Annotated in this window: 7 protein-coding genes; all 7 read right to left on the minus strand. The window is 33.5% G+C overall.

The features are described 5' to 3' along the window. Positions 1-14: 14 nt before the first annotated feature. The 7 genes from UH7x_RS16640 to UH7x_RS16670 all read right to left on the minus strand — a co-directional run bounded on the left by UH7x_RS16640 (position 15) and on the right by UH7x_RS16670 (position 16,894). On the minus strand, positions 15-3,137 hold the full coding sequence (locus UH7x_RS16640) for a DUF5107 domain-containing protein (protein WP_482361047.1): 3,123 nt from the start codon (positions 3,135-3,137) through the stop codon (positions 15-17). Further along, entirely contained in the window at positions 3,138-6,449 is a 3,312-nt protein-coding gene (locus UH7x_RS16645) for a VCBS repeat-containing protein (protein WP_482361048.1), read from the minus strand. It abuts the gene before it with no gap. Between the two features lie 103 nt (positions 6,450-6,552). Beyond that, positions 6,553-8,115, minus strand: coding sequence for a SusD/RagB family nutrient-binding outer membrane lipoprotein (locus tag UH7x_RS16650; protein WP_482361049.1), 1,563 nt, complete (start codon positions 8,113-8,115; stop codon positions 6,553-6,555). A 26-nt stretch (positions 8,116-8,141) separates the two neighbouring features. Next, the gene (locus tag UH7x_RS16655; RefSeq protein WP_482361050.1) at positions 8,142-11,180 is read right to left on the minus strand and encodes a SusC/RagA family TonB-linked outer membrane protein; all 3,039 of its coding nucleotides are present in this window, start codon (positions 11,178-11,180) and stop codon (positions 8,142-8,144) included. 183 nt (positions 11,181-11,363) lie between these two features. Then, positions 11,364-12,404: a substrate-binding domain-containing protein gene (locus UH7x_RS16660; protein ID WP_482361051.1), complete on the minus strand. Its 1,041-nt coding sequence runs from the start codon at positions 12,402-12,404 to the stop codon at positions 11,364-11,366. 117 nt (positions 12,405-12,521) lie between these two features. Continuing rightward, a complete protein-coding gene (locus UH7x_RS16665; protein ID WP_482361052.1) occupies positions 12,522-14,255 on the minus strand; it encodes a sodium:solute symporter family protein in 1,734 nt (577 codons plus the stop codon). 104 nt (positions 14,256-14,359) lie between these two features. After that, a complete protein-coding gene (locus UH7x_RS16670) occupies positions 14,360-16,894 on the minus strand; it encodes a PIG-L family deacetylase (RefSeq protein WP_482361053.1) in 2,535 nt (844 codons plus the stop codon). Positions 16,895-16,963 lie beyond the last annotated feature (69 nt).

Below are 16,963 nucleotides of genomic sequence, written 5' to 3' on the forward strand. Positions count from 1 at the left end.
ATGAACTTAACCTCCTAATATTTTAGACTTTCCAATATACCATTCCATACAAAGTCAGGTAAATAACTTTTTTCTTTCAAGGCTTTCGCTTTTTCCATATCATTATTATAAAAAGCAAGCGCTAATTCATTTTTAGAATTATCGGTTTTAAGCTTTGACAATAAGTCTTTTAGTTCACTTTCCTTCCCTAATTTCTTCAATGCTAATAACCCGTAAAGATGATCTGTATCTGAATTCGAAATATTCTTTTTGGTATAATCAACAATAGAATTTAGTATTTCCGTGCTTTTGGTTGTATCACCATTTGCAGCATACGAAATAGCTAATAAATAGTCTTGCACGCGTTCATCGGGAGTATAAGGCTTACCAACACCTATATTTTCAGGCCATTTCTTAGAATCATTTAATATCGAAATAGCAGCTGTGTATTTTTTGGTTAAAATTAAATTTTGAGCAACGGCAATATGAGCTCGCTCATAAATTCTTCTACTTTCACTAGCATGTTCAAATGGTAATATTCTTATATTTTGCAATACCTTAATTACATCAGAGTAGCGACCTGTATTTAATAGTGCTTTAGCATGGCTTAGTTCTATGTTGTAATTTCCTTTAAACTTTCTTACGGCTTTCTTAGACAAAGCATAAGCAGCATCATTTTGTTTGTTTTGCAATTGAAATAAAATACTCTCTTCCCAAACTTTCCAATCATTTGAAGCCAATTTTAGGGCTCTGTCATAATCTTTTGCCTTAGAATCATAATCAGAATCCTTCACAAGAGCCGCTCTTGTTCTATAGAAAATATCGGAATCAGGTACATCACCAAGTTCTTTTAAAAGTGTTTCACCTTTTTCGTTTAAACCAACTGCAATGTAATTTTGTGCTAAATAATATTTTAGTTTCCAAGATTCATTTTGACTAATTGCCCATTCAAGAACAGGAATGGTTTCTCTTCGATAAGGAAAAACCAATTTAATATTAGCTTCAATAGCTTCTGATAATAGTCTTTCACTTTCAGTTTTATTAGCATCTTTTTGCAAATAAGCTGCCCAAATTATATTCTTAACATATTTCTTATTTTCTAATATTGAAAGCAATGCTTCTGTATCAAAACCTAATTGGTGATATCTAATAGCAGTACTTAAAATATTCTCTTTTTCAAATTCATTAATTAATCTGTTGGTTTTTAATGAATCAACTTTTCCGGTATATTTAGCTTTTTCAGATAAAGTAAAATTACTAAGTGGATCTATTTTATCGAGAACATCAGCATAATTTTCAAAAGATTCCTTATTATTTCTAATACGAGATAGTACCAATAGTACTTCAGACGCATTTACATTATTCAAATTAAAAGTCAATGCTTTTGTCGCATACATTTGGGCTCTACTATAATTCTTTTGCGCTAAATAGATTTCTGCCATTTGTGCATAAGCTACCGACCTAAATTTTATATCTCTAGCTGCCCAACCTAATGACTCCAATGCATTTAAATTATCTCCTAGCGCTCTATAGGTTATACCAGCAATATAATTAGCATTAGAATTATAGGTATCCATTTTAAGAACCGTATTCAAAATATCAAGTGCAGTTTTGTAATCTGTTTTTCTATATTCAAGTTCGGCCAACGCATTTAATCCCGCACGATGCGATGGGTCTAGCGCAACCAAATCGGATAATTTTTGATGAGCGAGCGGAAATTCTCTAAATTCTAATGCTTCAATTCCATCTTGATAAAGTTGTTCTGTTTCCGAGACTTTCAAATTTTCATCTGGATAAAAAGGTCGACTAATCTGGGTTACAGAGGGTTTATTGGTAAAATGTAATTCAGTTCCTAAAATAGACACTTCAATTATATCTGTTGAAGTACCAGAAAATGTTTTTGAATAAATCTCCATTGGATTTAAGTTCAAAGCTTCATTAAAAACTATTTCATCATTTACTTTTATCTGTAGGTCTTGATTTAGTTTTTGTAGTGCATTTATTCCGATAGTTACATTTCCATTTTCAAATTCAACGTTTAATACACCTTGTTTTGATGCATCTTCCATACCACCAATTTCCTTATATGGAAACCATATTTCAGACCAACTATCCATCATATACGGGTCAAATCCAACTTGACTAATTGGGTTAACTTCTCCAGGGGAATATTGATCAAAAAGGCGACCTGCTTGAAATTCAATATACTGCCCGTCGGAATCAGTTAACAAATCTTCCCAAATACCGCCACTTCGTGCTTGATTCCAAAGCCATAATTTTTGACCAGGCATTTCTTCATAAGGCGCCCACGTTCCGAATCCAAAATTCTTGTCGTGATAATAGCCACCGAAATAGTCATTGTATTCACCAACAATATGATACGATTTATCTGAACCAAAATTGTTGTTTTTATACATTGCTAAATTTCTACCTTGCTCATCAATAGGCCAAGAATGTGCGTCACCAGGGTGCCCTACGTATGTATCACCGGGAATAAAAAATTCTAAATCCATTGTAGCAACAGCGGCACCGGTCATCCAGTTATAATAACTTTCGGTTAAGGGAGAAGCGTTGTACCAAGAAGCATTTGTTTCAAAAAAGGCCTTGTCTTTTTCAAGTCGAATTTCAACGGTCCATCGTGTATTTGATGGCAAATCTGTATTACCGACTATACAACTAACACTACCATCGGCATTCGTTTTAGTAAGATAATTTACTGGGGTAGCGGTTGCTGGGTGGTGCCCTATAATTCCAAAATTAAATTCGATTCCACCTGAAGTCCATGGACCACGCATAGCAATATTTCTAAACTTTATTACTTCATTTTTGTAAAGGAACTCTTCTCCTGTAGATTTTTCTATAGCTCCCCAAACTTTTCCACCAATTTCAGGCAGTACAAAAACTTTAATGTAGTCATTTTCTAAAGTAACTACTTTCCAATCTTGCATTTGAGACTCTTGCTCGTATTCTTCAAATTTGAAGTAAGGAAATATTTTAGGGTTTTCAGCAAGAATTGGCACCGGATTTGGTTTATGAAAACCGTATGTAGGGAGGGATAGAATTTCTTCCTTAATCGTTAATTCTTGACCAAAAACGGCAGGTGCTACAAGAAATAGACTTAATGTAATAATCTTAATTATGTTATTCTTCAATTTCATTTAATCAATTTTTTTATAAATTTTTACTGATTTATTATTTCTCGCAAACAAAATTAATTTTTCATTGTTTACATTTTTTACAGAGACAATATCTCTAATTTCTCCGTCTAAGTTTAACCCGCTCTTTTTATTATTTAAAGCAGTAAAACCACCTTTTCCATCGCCAAAAAGAAGAGTCCCTTTGTTGGCATCGTATCTTCCATATTTTACTCTATTACCGAAGAAGTTACCGGCTAATAACACATCTAAATTTCCGTCATCATTAAAATCTTCAATTAGGATTCCATAAATAGGTGCGAATTGAGAAACATTTGGTAGCGCTTTTAAACTGAAAGTACCGTCACCTAAATTTTCTAAGTAAGAACTTGAGAAGTTTACTGCTTTTAAAACATTTGCATCATTAAGTTCTTCGGCAGTAAAAACATCTGTTATTTTCTGGTTGGCATAATCAGAATAATTAATATATTTTCCTTTAAGACCACTCAATTGACCAATTAAATCATCCTTAGAAAAAACAGGATATTCTTCACCGAGGATGTAAGAACATAATATCGGATCAATAGATCCATTTCCATCAAAATCTTTTGAAAACAACCGAACAGGTTCTTCGATGGTGGCTTTTAATTGCGAATTTAATCCGAAGTTACCGAGCACAAAATCTATATCACCGTCGTTATCAAAATCTGCGGCCTCTATAGTATTCCACCAGCCTTCAGAATTTAATAGTTTAGAATTTTCTAATTCTGAAAGTGTGCCATTATTATTTTTAAAAATTCGAATTGGCATAAACTCTCCTACAATGATAAGATCGTCTTGTTTATCATTATCAATATCTGTCCATATGGCATCCGTAACCATACCTGGGTTTACGAGATTAGTATTAGCTTCTAAAGTTTTATCTGTAAAATTTCCGTTTCCATCGTTTATAAGAATGTAACTTCTAGGAGCATTGGGATATTCGCCAGTAATCACTCTACCTCCTACAAATAAATCGAAATCACCATCATTATCAATATCACTAGCTAATACACAAGAACCGTTGGTAAGCATGTTTGGTAATGCTTTTTCTTTTTTGGTGAATTTGCCAATTCCATTATTAAAATAAATTCGGTCTTGTAATTCTGGTGAACCAGGTTCATATTCATTACCAGCACTTACGATATATAAATCGAGGTCGTTATCATTATCTGCATCAAAAAATAAAGCAGCTGTGTCCTCATATTTTAAGTCTTCTTCAATTGGGAAATCAGCATCGATAAATTCTCCATTTCTAGATTGTATCATTAGTTTACCAAGACTGCCTTTCGCACCACAAACATATATATCTTCTAATCCGTCGTTATTTACATCGCCTTTAGCAATTTTAGGTCCTTGTGTAGACAGTTTATGGGGTAATAGTTGTTGTCTTTTAAAATCGACATAATTGTTTTCGTTATGTTCTACTATTAATAGACTGTCTTTAGAAATGTCAGTAAATAGGGTAGTGGCGAGACTTTCAACTTTCGTAGGTCTAGATATCGCATCTAACTGATTTAGAGTGATTTCTTGATTTGCTTGAACGTTTTCTAAAACCTGAACCTTGGAATCAGGCCAAATAATTTCAACTTTTTCAATTTCTTTAACCTCACCTAAGCCAAAAACTAAGTTAAAATCTACGGACGATTGATAACCTCTTGAAGGCATCAATTCTTGACTTATTATCTTATCATTTATACTCAATAGTACTTTTGCTCCAATACCAAAGGTATTTTTATTATCACCTTTAAGTTTAACTTTAAGATAGTTTGAATTTATATCTAACTCATTATTGTTTCTATAAACAAAAGGCTCTGCATCAATATTGTTTACAACAAGGTCTAAATCACCATCATTATCTAAATCTGCATAGGCGGCACCGTTTGATAATGATTTTTGATTGAGTCCCCAATCCAAATTCATTTTTGTAAACGTTAAATCACCATTATTTTTATAAGTATAATTTTCTTCAACCGTAGGCGGAACTTTTTCTAAAAGTTCCATTATAGCTATTCTTTGTCCTGTTTTATTTTCTTTAAGTTTTTCTTGAACCGCAAAGTTCATAAAGTCCATATTAGTATAATCGCGTTTATAGCCATTGGTTATAAAAAGATCTTTATAACCGTCGTTATTTAAATCTGGAAAAAGAGCACTCCAGCTCCAATCTGTATTAGAAATTCCTGAAAACTGCCCAACTTCAGAGAAAGATTCTCCTTGGTTATTTACCTGAAGCATATTTCTCATGGTTTGGTTGTAGAAACCGGATTTAGCTAATAAGCTAAACTTGTCGTAATTATCAGGACCTGAAACCATTTTTTGCCTGTCATTGCCTTCAGGTAACATATCTAAGGTCATAATATCTGTATAACCATCATTATTTATATCAGCAATATCAGAACCCATTGAAAAGAGTGAAGTATGGCCAATAAATTCTTCTAATTTTTCAGAAAATGTCCCATCTTGATTATTAATATATAAATAGTCTTGTTCGTTATAATCGTTAGAAACGTATAAATCTGGCCAGGTGTCATTATTAATATCTGAAATGGCAATACCTAATCCGAAACCTAAAACATTAGAAATTAAACCAGATGAATCACTTACATCTGTAAATTTTCCATCCTCGTTTTTATATAATTTATCTGAATAGTCGTTATTTTTCTTATTCTTTAATGATGCTGTAATTTGACCAAAACCTGCGTATTCTTGAGTAGAATGATTTAAGACATAAAGGTCTAAGTCACCGTCTTTATCATAATCAAAAAAAGCACCTTGAGTAGAATAACCAGAATCTGCAACGCCGTATTCTTCAGCACTTTCAGTGAAAGTCAGATCTTTATTGTTTATGAATAATAAATTTTTTCTTTTTTCTGGATCTTTTGCAGCTGATCTACACACATAAATATCCAAATAACCATCGGCATTAACATCTGCCATTGTTGTTCCGGTATTCCACAAACCATCTGCGAAAACTCCAGCTTTTTTTGCAATTTCTTTAAATTCGAAATCACCTTGATTTATATATAGATGACTGCCAACCATATTTCCTGTAAAATAAATATCCGGTAAGCCATCATTATTTAGGTCACCTATAGATACACCGCCACCGTTATATAAATATCCATACTCCAAAACATTAAATGTCTCGGTTTCTTTTAGTAGATTTTTAAAGTTAATTCCTGTCTTACTACTGGATAACAATGAAAATTGTTTGCTTTTATCATCTGTTGTACAGGAACAAATTATGAATGCGACAAGTAAATAAATGAATTTACCTTGAGTTGTGATTGATTTCATCGTTAAGTTGTTTTATAATACTGGACTAATGTTTGGTAACTTCATTAAATAAAAAACACCAATATAAAGATATTGGTGTTTTTCTATTAATTGTAATCGGGGATTATTTTTTATCCCACCATAATTTAATGTTGTTCTTATCAGAACCTAATTCAGCACTTGAAATTGCAGCATCAACACCTTCACTACTAGGTTCAAATGAACTAGTAACATAAACCATTCTTCTAACTATTTCGTCAGCAGCTACATCAGGATTTTCTGATTGAACTCTTGCATATTGCTTTGGATAACCAGTTCTTCTCAATTCTGCCCAAGCTTCCCATCCATTAGGATAGATAGCCAACCATTTTTGAGTGATTATTTGCTCTAGTTTTTCTTCATCACTACCGCCAAAAGCAACAGGAATCGTTGCAACTGGTGCAGCACCAACTTCAAAAGCACTAGGAGTATTTGTACTAGCAATGTATGCGTTTATTGCAGCATCATCAGCAGTAGTTTCTTTCATTAATGAAGTACGAATACCCATCTCATACAATTCTTGAGCAGTACCGCCCATTGCCCATCCTGCTAACGCACCTTCTGCTCTTAAGAAGTATGCCTCAGCAGCATTCAATATTTCTATTGGAGGGTTTGTACCACCTTTAGCTACATCAACAAATTTAACACCTACATCTGAATGACTAGCATTTTTGCTTGTTTCTAAGCTAACTTTAGTTTGACCATTTAAAAGACCTTCATATGGACTTCCATCGCCATCAGAATCACCATCTACAGCTGGTTGAAAATACTCAGATAAACGAGGATCTTCATAACCTTCTAAGATACTTTCCATAGTTGCACTCATTCTGTATTCACCCCAATCCGTAATAGTTTCGATAGGGTTACGATTAGTATCATCCACAGATACATATGCATTTTCTGAATTATCCGTAAAAACACCAGCAGCAACAGCTTTTTCAGCTTCAGATTGCGCTAAGGCAGGATCAACATACTTAACTCTTAATGCTAAACGTAAACGTAGGCTATTCGCAAACTTTAACCATTTAGCTCCATCTCCAGAATAAACTCTATCACTACCTCCGAAAGAATTTCCGCCGCCCGCTAATTGCGCAACAGCTTCATCTAATGTTACAAAAAAGCTTCTATAGATAGATTCTTGAGAATCGTAAGGAATTACTTCTAACTCACTATTACCAAACTCAGAATAAGGTACTGGTCCCCAATAATCAGTCATTCTGTGATACGAATGAACTCTCCAAATCTTAGCCATTGCATTACCAACTGCATTACCAGTTTCAGCAGTAAGATCTTCTACCAATTTTAATTGTGGTGCAGATTGACCATAAAAAGAGGTCCATGCCAAATCGGCCCAACGACCTACTTGTACATATCTGTCAGAATCAAAACCAGAAGCAGTAGTCGCAAAGTACTGTGCCCAAATATCTGCAAATAAATTTTGAGATATTTGAAATCTCCAGTGCAATCCGTTTACACCTGTATACTGCGCTTGTGCAAAAGCCTGACCCTGAAGTACGGGACTCTCCGCTATTTTGCCGATATCCAATACAAGTGGGTCTGTATTTATTTCTTCGAAGTCTTCGGTACAACCAACGCTTAGAAAAGCAAAGGCTACACCTAAACTAAATTTTGTTATTATATTTTTCATGTTTTTTCTTTTAAAGTTACAATTTTTTAAAATGCGAATTTCACATTCACCCCTAAACTACTAGTTGATGGTGGAGAAAATGATTCGAAACCATCAGCATTTGTATTCGTGTTAATCAAGACTTCAGGATCAAAAGAAGCATTGTTTTTGATAAAGAATAAGTTTCTACCAACTAATGAAATTTTCGCACTCTTAAAAGGACCGTTGCCTAAAATTGATTGAGGAAGGCTATAACCTAAGCTCATTTCACGCATTCTAATATTTGATGCATCTTCTACAAAAGCCTCACCAACAGGAGAGTTTCTACCACCAATTTTAGCCCAGAATTGTTCTGCATTTACATTAATATTATTAGCACTTCCATCCGCTTGAACTACATCAAGTTCTGGGAATATATTTGTACCAAAAACTAAACTACCATCACGACCAGCAAGTGTGCTTTCTAACGCTCCATCTGAAGCTAGAATTGCATTTGTTAATGAACCAACTTGACCACCTTGACGCATATCAATTAAGAAACTAAAACTAAGATTCTTATAACGGAAAGAGTTAGTAATACCACCTAACCAATCTGGGTTATAGTTAGCAACCAATACATCTTGACCAGAAGTTACTTCTGGAGTACCATCGGCAGCTACAAGAACTTGCCCTGCATCATTTCTCGCAAAACCTCTTGAGTAAACGTTACCCCATGGTTGACCAACTTCTAATCTAAATTGTCTAAAGAAGTCACCACCATAAGATAACTCGTCTAACCCTTCTGATAAACTTATAACTTCACTAGTATTTTTAGAGTAGTTTACAGTAACATCCCAATTAAAATCTGAAGTACGAACTGGTGTACCTGTTAAGATAAATTCGATACCTTTATTTTGAACATCACCACCATTTATAAATTTAGTAGAAATACCACTTTCAACAAGTGCAGTTTGGGCGAATAATTGATCAATAGTATTCATCTTATAATACGTAAAATCAACTCCAAGCCTATTATCTAAGAATCTAGCATCAGCACCAAATTCAAACGACTTTGTACGTTCTGGTTTTAAGCTTTCATTTGGTTGTGTAGTTTGTAATTGAACAAAACCACCAGCAACCAAGTTAGCATTTCTAGAAATTTTATAAGGATCTGTATCGTTTCCTACCTCTGCATATGATGTTCTTAGTTTAAAATAAGAAATCGCTTCCGGTAAGTCAACTAAATCAGATATTACAGCACTTATACCAGCAGAGTAATAATCGAATCTTCTATTTTCGGTAGGTAGTGTTGAACTCCAATCACTTCTATAAGTAAGGTCTAAAAATACAGCATCTTTAAATGCAGCCTGACCAAAAGCATATAGTGAATTTACATGTTTAATAGAGAAATCTTGAGTTGAAGTAAGGTTTAAAGCATTTGTAACTGCAAAGATATTTGCTGCATTTAAACCACCATTATCAGTACGAACCCACTGTGATCTAGTCTGTCTGTTATTACCACCAACATTAACATTAAATCCGAAATTTTCGCTAATTTCTTTTGTATAACCTAATAAGAAATCTGTATTCCACTCATACCCTGTAGAATTGTAGGTATTGTAATTTCCGTTATCAGCAATAATATAAGAATCATTAGAGAACATATTTTCAGTAGTGTTAGAACTTGTATCTAAAGAAGTTCTAATCATTAAATCGAGATTGTCTGTAAAATTATATTTTAATGAAGCATAACCTATGATTTTGTTAATCATAGTTTCACTAAGATTTTCATTTATAGTCCAATACGGGTTTGCACCACCGTTATCACCAACTTTCCAATAGTTTTGTCTTACATTACCGATAGCATCTATATATGAATATTGTTCCGCATCTACAGTTCTAATGTTACGAGGTAATCTATACGCATGTCTCCAAGGGTTAGAAAAAGATTCACCAGTACTTAAACTATTAAACAAATCTGTTCGAATGTAATTTGCTTTTGCGCTTAAAACCAACTTGTCTTCAATAAGATCATTGTCAATTTTAAAAGTAACATTGTGTCTTTTTAAATCGTTATCGGCAACAATACCATTTCTTAGTTCATGCGTATAACCGAAAAAAGTTCTTATTTTTTCAGTTCCTGAACGTATAGATATATTGTTAGCTAAATTAAATCCAGTTTGCATAAAATCTTCAACGTTATCCGGTTGAGGACTGAAACTGTATGAAGAAGCTCCTGTTGGTTGCCATCCAGCAACGGTAGAGCCATCTAAAGCAGGACCCCAAGATCCTGTAGAATTAGCATTGTAAACTCCGGCACTACCTTGACCATACTCATTTTGGTAATCGTATTGAATGTTACCTTGTTGTGCAGTCAAGGTAGAACTAACGATAATACTCATACCACCTTCTGTACCAGACTTAGTAGTAATGATAATAGCACCGTTGTTTGCTCTTGCACCATAAAGTGCAGCTGCATTCGCACCTTTTAACACGTTAATAGATGCAACATCATCAGGGCTAATATCAGAAATATCACCACCTAATGGCACACCATCAACTATATAAAGTACTTGGCTACTACCAGCAATAGATCTGTTACCACGCAGTACAACTTTAGAACTACCACTAACACCGTTACCTGATGTTTGAATAGAAAGACCTGCAACTTTACCTTGTAAACTGTTTACTAAGTTTTGTTGTGGTCTTGCTTCATCAATACCTTCAGCGTCGATACCTTGAGTAGCATAGGTAAGCGATTTTTTCTGTCTCTCGACACCTAATGCAGTTACAACAACTTCATCAAGTTGACTTGCATCTTCATCTAAAGAAATACTTAATTCATCTGCCGAACCTACTGTAGCATTTTTTGTGCTCATTCCTAGGTAAGAAAAGATAAGTACATTTCCTTCTTCAGCATCAATAGAGTAATTTCCATCGAAATCTGTTTGTGTACCATTGGTTGTACCTTGTACAAGTACATTTACCCCAGGTAAAGGGGATCCATCTGCAGCATCGGTAACTGTACCAGATACTGTTTTAGTTTGCGCAAGCAACGGATAAGTTCCGAATACTAACACCAAAAACAATAATAATTTCTTAATCATAATCGGGTGTTTTGAGTTAATTTATTAATAGTTCGTATTAGCTGTAAGGTAAATTTGTTTGTGATTTTATTTAACCTTCTCTTAACAACGGGGTTAAATTAGTAAATTTTTTATTAATGTGAAGGTTTTCTTAAAAAAATGTGTTCGAGCACATTTTCATGTGATTAATAATATGTACGAATTTTAATTTTCATAATATTTTACGTTCTCAGCGGTGATAATATCTATAGGTAAAAGGTTTTGTGAGGGTATTTTTTTTCCAAAAAGCAGATTTTCAGCAAGATAACTAACGCCTACGTACGCTTGTCTGTATGGTCTTTGATGAATTAAAAACTCTATTTCGCCATGTTTTAATAACCTAATATTTTCTTTTAGTAAGTCGTATCCTACAATCATAATTTTTTCATTTTCATTTTTTAACAAATTAGCAACGAGGTAGGCCTTTGAATTTGTTACAAAAACAGCTGAGATTCCATCATTGTTCTTCATGAATTGAGAAATTTCAACTCTTAAATTAACATTTTCATTACTTACAAGGCTATACGTAATAATCTTTTTTGGTTTTTTATATTTTTCTTCAAAATAGGCTCTAAAACCAATCTCTTTATGTTTCATATGTGTTTCTTCATTAATATGAAGAATTCCAATTTTACAATTTTCATTGGTTATCTTATCAAGCAAGCTCGCAGCTACGCGACCACTTTGATTTAAATCTTGGCCAATAAAATTTTCTAAGCCTAGTTTGTCTATATGATTATTAAAGGAGGCAATTACAATAGAACGTTCTTTACATAATTGAAATAGTTCTAAAGAGTCTTTATGAAATACAGGAGCCATGAGTATTGCATCTGGCTCAAAAGAAAGAGCAAGTTCTGATTGCTTTTGAAATGATTCTTGATCTTTAGGATTAAAATAAAATTTCTCTAAAACTAATCCGAAAGGTTTAAATTCTTTTAATGCCTGATCAATGCCTTTAATAGCTGGCAACCAATAGTGGTCAAACTTTGCATCAGGAATTAAAGCATAAACACGGTAAATCTTATTTCTCTTTAAGTTTCGAGCAATTAAATTTGGCTGGTAATCAATTTCGGTAATTACTTGGTTTACTTTTTCTCGAGCTTCTTTAGAAACTCTTCCTCTTTTATGAAGTACTCTATCTACTGTTCCTTTAGATACACCTGCTAATTTAGCAATATCTTTAATTGTGTATTTCTTTTCACTCATATCCTATATTCCTACGTAATTGTTTACGCATTACTGAGGATAAATATAGAGAAAATATAAAATGTTAACTATTTGCTAATATAGAAAATAGCATTTTCCAGAAATAGGATTTAGTTTTTAGACTGTTACAGGTGGTTTTTTTAATATTCTATCAAAGCTTTCAAATAAGATTGCTAAAACTATTACTAATGCCGAACCTATGAAGTTGAGCCATAAATATCCTAATTTTTCTTGACCAGAAGGATAGATATGAATAAGATTATAATAAAGGCCAATAATAATAATCTGTGTTACTATGGCAGCAAAGAATACGGCATTACCTTTTATAAATTTAAAAAAGAATGCTAATAAGAAAATACCCAATACATTACCATAAAAAATTGATCCAATAATATTTACCAATTGAATAAGGTTGTCAAATAAGTTTGCCACACAAGCAATAGCAATAGCTACAATTCCCCAAAGCAGTGTAAATCCTTTGGAAGCCATCACATAATGTTCTTCCGTTTGCTCTTCCTTTTTATTACGTTTATATAAATCTAAAGCTGTAATTGTACCTAACGCATTTAGTTCGGATGCAGTTGAAGACATTGCAGCAGAAAGAATAACTGCCAATAACAAACCAATTAATCCTTTTGGTAAATTATTTAGAATAAAATGAATAAATACATAATCCTTGTCATTAGTTTCAGTTGCATCATTAGCTTCTTTTATTAAAGCTTTAGCCGCAGCTCTATTTGTACTATCTTTTGTGTTAATACTTATTATTTCATGTTTAGCCTGAATAATTGCATCATATTCTTTTCTAGATAAGGCAGCTGAGAATTTATCTTGCGCCATCTTTTTATCTAATTCAAGTTCTTTATGACGTTTATCAAGTTCTATATATCTCGGCGCGACGTCAGAACTCATCACAGTCTGTGTGGCGGCTGGATTAAAATTTAAAGGAGAGGGATTGTATTGATAAAACACAAAAACCATAACACCAACTAGCAGAATAAAAAACTGCATTGGTATTTTAAATATACCGTTAAAAACAAGTCCCAATTGACTTTCGCGAATAGACTTGCCGGAGAGATATCTTTGTACTTGACTTTGATCTGTACCAAAATATGCCAAGGCTAAAAACAAGCCACCTGTAATACCACTCCAAAAAGTATAACGACTTTTAGTGTTAAAACTAAAGTCTAATATGTTTAGTTTATCACTAGCACCTGCAATTTTCAGCGCTTTATTCAAATTAATATCAGCTGGTAAAGAACCTAATATAAAGAAAAAGGTAACAAACATGCCCAGCATAATAATAAACATTTGCTGTTTCTGCGTTACGTTAACTGCATTGGTGCCACCTGAAACGGTATAAATAATTACTAGAATACCAATAATAATATTTAGAGTAAATAAATCCCATCCTAAAACAGCTGAGAGGATAATTGACGGAGCAAAAATTGTTATACCTGCAGCTAAACCACGTTGAATTAAAAATAAAATAGCCGCTAGAGAACGGGTTTTAAGATCAAAACGAGTTTCTAAAAATTCATAGGCGGTATAAACTTTTAGTTTATGGTATAATGGAACAAATACCATACAAATAATAATCATTGCGATTGGCAGTCCAAAATAGAATTGAACAAAACCCATTCCGTCATGAAAGGCTTGTCCTGGTGTTGATAAAAATGTTATCGCGCTCGCTTGGGTTGCCATTACAGAAAAACCAATGGTCCACCATTTTGCTTGCCGACCACCTCGTACATAATCATCAACATTTTTACTACCCTTAGTTTTCCATACTCCATAGCCCACTATAAATAGTAGTGTAGCACATAGTATGGTCCAATCGAGAATGCCCATTTATGTTGTAGTTGTCATTATATAATAAAAAACAAGAATATAGCAGATATTAAGAATCAAAACCATGGAATACTCTTTTTTCCAAGTAAATTTATCATTCATACTTATCCTTTTATTTTAGATTCGTTATCTACTTTTTCTTTTCCAATGGAAAGCATATTTGCAAACAGTTTGTATGCGCCAGAAACACCCGCTGGTAGTTCTCTGAAAAAACTTAAACCAGAATAGATATAATTTCCTTTGCCATATGGCGCTACTAAAAGACTTCCTTTTTTAGCACTTTCACCTTGATCTCTCATTGATAAGATGGGGGTGAATTCTTTAGCCCACTCATCAGGAAAATAGAGACCTCTTTCTTGAACCCATCCATCAAAATCTTTTAAATCAATTTTGTTCGGAAAATTAACTAACGCATGATTCTTAGCAATTATTTCAACAGCAGAGTTTTCATCAGTTACACGATCACGAGATAATTTTAATTTATAAGGAGCAATATCAGCATAAGCTTTATCCCATCGACCAGCAGTATTATATTGTAGAACCAAATTACCACCAGCTTTTACATAATCTAACAGGTGCTTTTGTTTAAATTTTAATTCTGGCAATACATTATATGCTCGGATACCTACAACAACTGCATCATATTTTTTTAAAGTACCAGCATTAATAGCATTAGGATCTATGGTATGAACAGTGTAACCAATTTGTTCAAGACTTTGGGGTACTGCATCACCGGCTCCAACTATATAACCGATATGTTCTCCTGCTTTTTGGATATTTAAACGCACAACTTTAGCTTCTGAATGCAACAGTACAGATTGTAAAGGAACATGGTCGTAAGCTATGGTAACTAATTCTTTGCTAATAGCTTTTCCATTTATTCTAATTATAGGAGAGATATAACTTTCGTCTTCATTGTCGGGTGGAGTTAAAACGAAATTAATAGTCTGTACATCACCTTTTTTCTCAATGGAAAAAGGTTTTGTTTCCTGATCTACTTTCCATCCTTCAGAAAAACAAAATTGCAAATCTCCTTTTATATTATTTGCATGAGCTTTAATTGTAATCGGAATAGTCTTCGGTTTGTCATCAGCAAAGATTAAAACCTTGTCTTTAAACGAAGCTGTAGCTTCAGGTAAAATTTCGAAAGGTTGATAGATTTCACCTTTATCAGGTTTAGCAGAGCGATAGATTACAGGTTTTGTAAAGGTGATTTCTGTGTCATTTATTTTTAAAATAAATTCTGCATTAATCTCTCGTGGTGTTTCCGGTTTTCCAATTAATTGTTGGTCATCTACCTTATACATTCCTAAGGTTCCTTTTTCGTTTAGCCAATACGGACTGGTGTATTGGGCATTATTAGGGATTTGAACAGTTAATTCGAAATTCTGTTTTTCATTTTCATTTAAGCTAATATTTTTATGCTCAACTGAATTTAAACTTGGAACATTAATAGATTTTAATATGATGTTAGCAGAACTTCTATTTAATACCTCAAACATAAAATCTGAACTTGCTCCAGGATTCCCAATTGGATCTTTAGTGGAAACTTCTAAATAGAGTCCGGTTACTTCAGTAATTATATTTTTTAATTCCTCAGTTTTTAAAGTCCTCCAATGTTCGTTTTTAATATCTTGAATCAGCCTAAACGATTCAACCAATAGAGGAAGATGTTCAGCTGGATTTTTAAAATTGAAATTGTTTTCAACCTTGTTTAAAATATCTCCTATGGCTTTTCCACCTTCAACGCGATTCCAACTCGTATCTATGCCATCAAAAATGTTGGTTTTGTCTACAGGCATATCACCTTTTAGCAGTTCTATATATTCATTTTCAGACCCACGTGTTGTTAATCTTCCAAATCCTTGACATAAATGTTGACTACTAGCGATAGATGCGATTTCGTTATTTGAAAGCCCTAATGACGGATAAAAAACACCAACATCAACATTCAACATTTTAGATTTGTCGGCTTTTTCAAATTTCTCTTGACTTCCATAAAACCACCATGAAGTATTAAAGAATAGCCTTTTGGGCTGCCACGGTTCTACATATTTTAATTGATCTTTGTATAGGTTAGCATTATTTGCTAAATCGAATGCTTCGAAACTTAACATAGCCGAAGAAGTATGATGCCCGTGTGTACTACCAGGCGACCTATGATCAAATCGATTAATAATTACATCGGGCTGAAATTTGCGTATAGCCCAAACAACATCGCTAAGCACTGCATCTTTATTCCAGATTTTTAAAGTTTCATCGGGGTGCTTAGAATAGCCAAAGTCATTGGCTCTTGAAAAAAATTGTTCTCCACCATCAACGCTTCGTGCTGCTAATAATTCTTGAGTTCGTAATACACCAAGTAATTCTCTTAACTCTGTACCAATTAAATTCTGACCACCATCACCTCTAGTTAAAGAAAGATATCCTGTTCTTGCTTTCGTATTATTTGATAAATAAGAAATTAAACGAGTGTTTTCATCGTCTGGGTGTGCTGCAATGTACAAAGCAGAACCCAAGAAATTTAATTTTTCAATACTGTGATAAATTTCTGAAGAAGAGGGTTTTGAAGGATTTTGCGCCTTCATTGGTTGGTTGGTCAGAAGTATTCCTAGACAGAATACCAGAAATACGCGCATAGGTAAATCATTTTGTAGTTACTCAAAGATATAAAGTTTAATATGCCTTAGAGAATAATTAAAACTTCT

This window comes from Aurantibacter sp. UH7, assembly GCF_056839165.1.

Bases quoted from the DNA above. Each gene is read 5' to 3' on its own strand.
- UH7x_RS16640 (WP_482361047.1), bottom strand. From the start codon at position 3,137: ATGAAATTGAAGAATAACATAATTAAGATTATTACATTAAGTCTATTT.
- UH7x_RS16645 (WP_482361048.1), bottom strand. From the start codon at position 6,449: ATGAAATCAATCACAACTCAAGGTAAATTCATTTATTTACTTGTCGCA.
- UH7x_RS16650 (WP_482361049.1), bottom strand. From the start codon at position 8,115: ATGAAAAATATAATAACAAAATTTAGTTTAGGTGTAGCCTTTGCTTTT.
- UH7x_RS16655 (WP_482361050.1), bottom strand. From the start codon at position 11,180: ATGATTAAGAAATTATTATTGTTTTTGGTGTTAGTATTCGGAACTTAT.
- UH7x_RS16660 (WP_482361051.1), bottom strand. From the start codon at position 12,404: ATGAGTGAAAAGAAATACACAATTAAAGATATTGCTAAATTAGCAGGT.
- UH7x_RS16665 (WP_482361052.1), bottom strand. From the start codon at position 14,255: ATGGGCATTCTCGATTGGACCATACTATGTGCTACACTACTATTTATA.
- UH7x_RS16670 (WP_482361053.1), bottom strand. From the start codon at position 16,894: ATGCGCGTATTTCTGGTATTCTGTCTAGGAATACTTCTGACCAACCAA.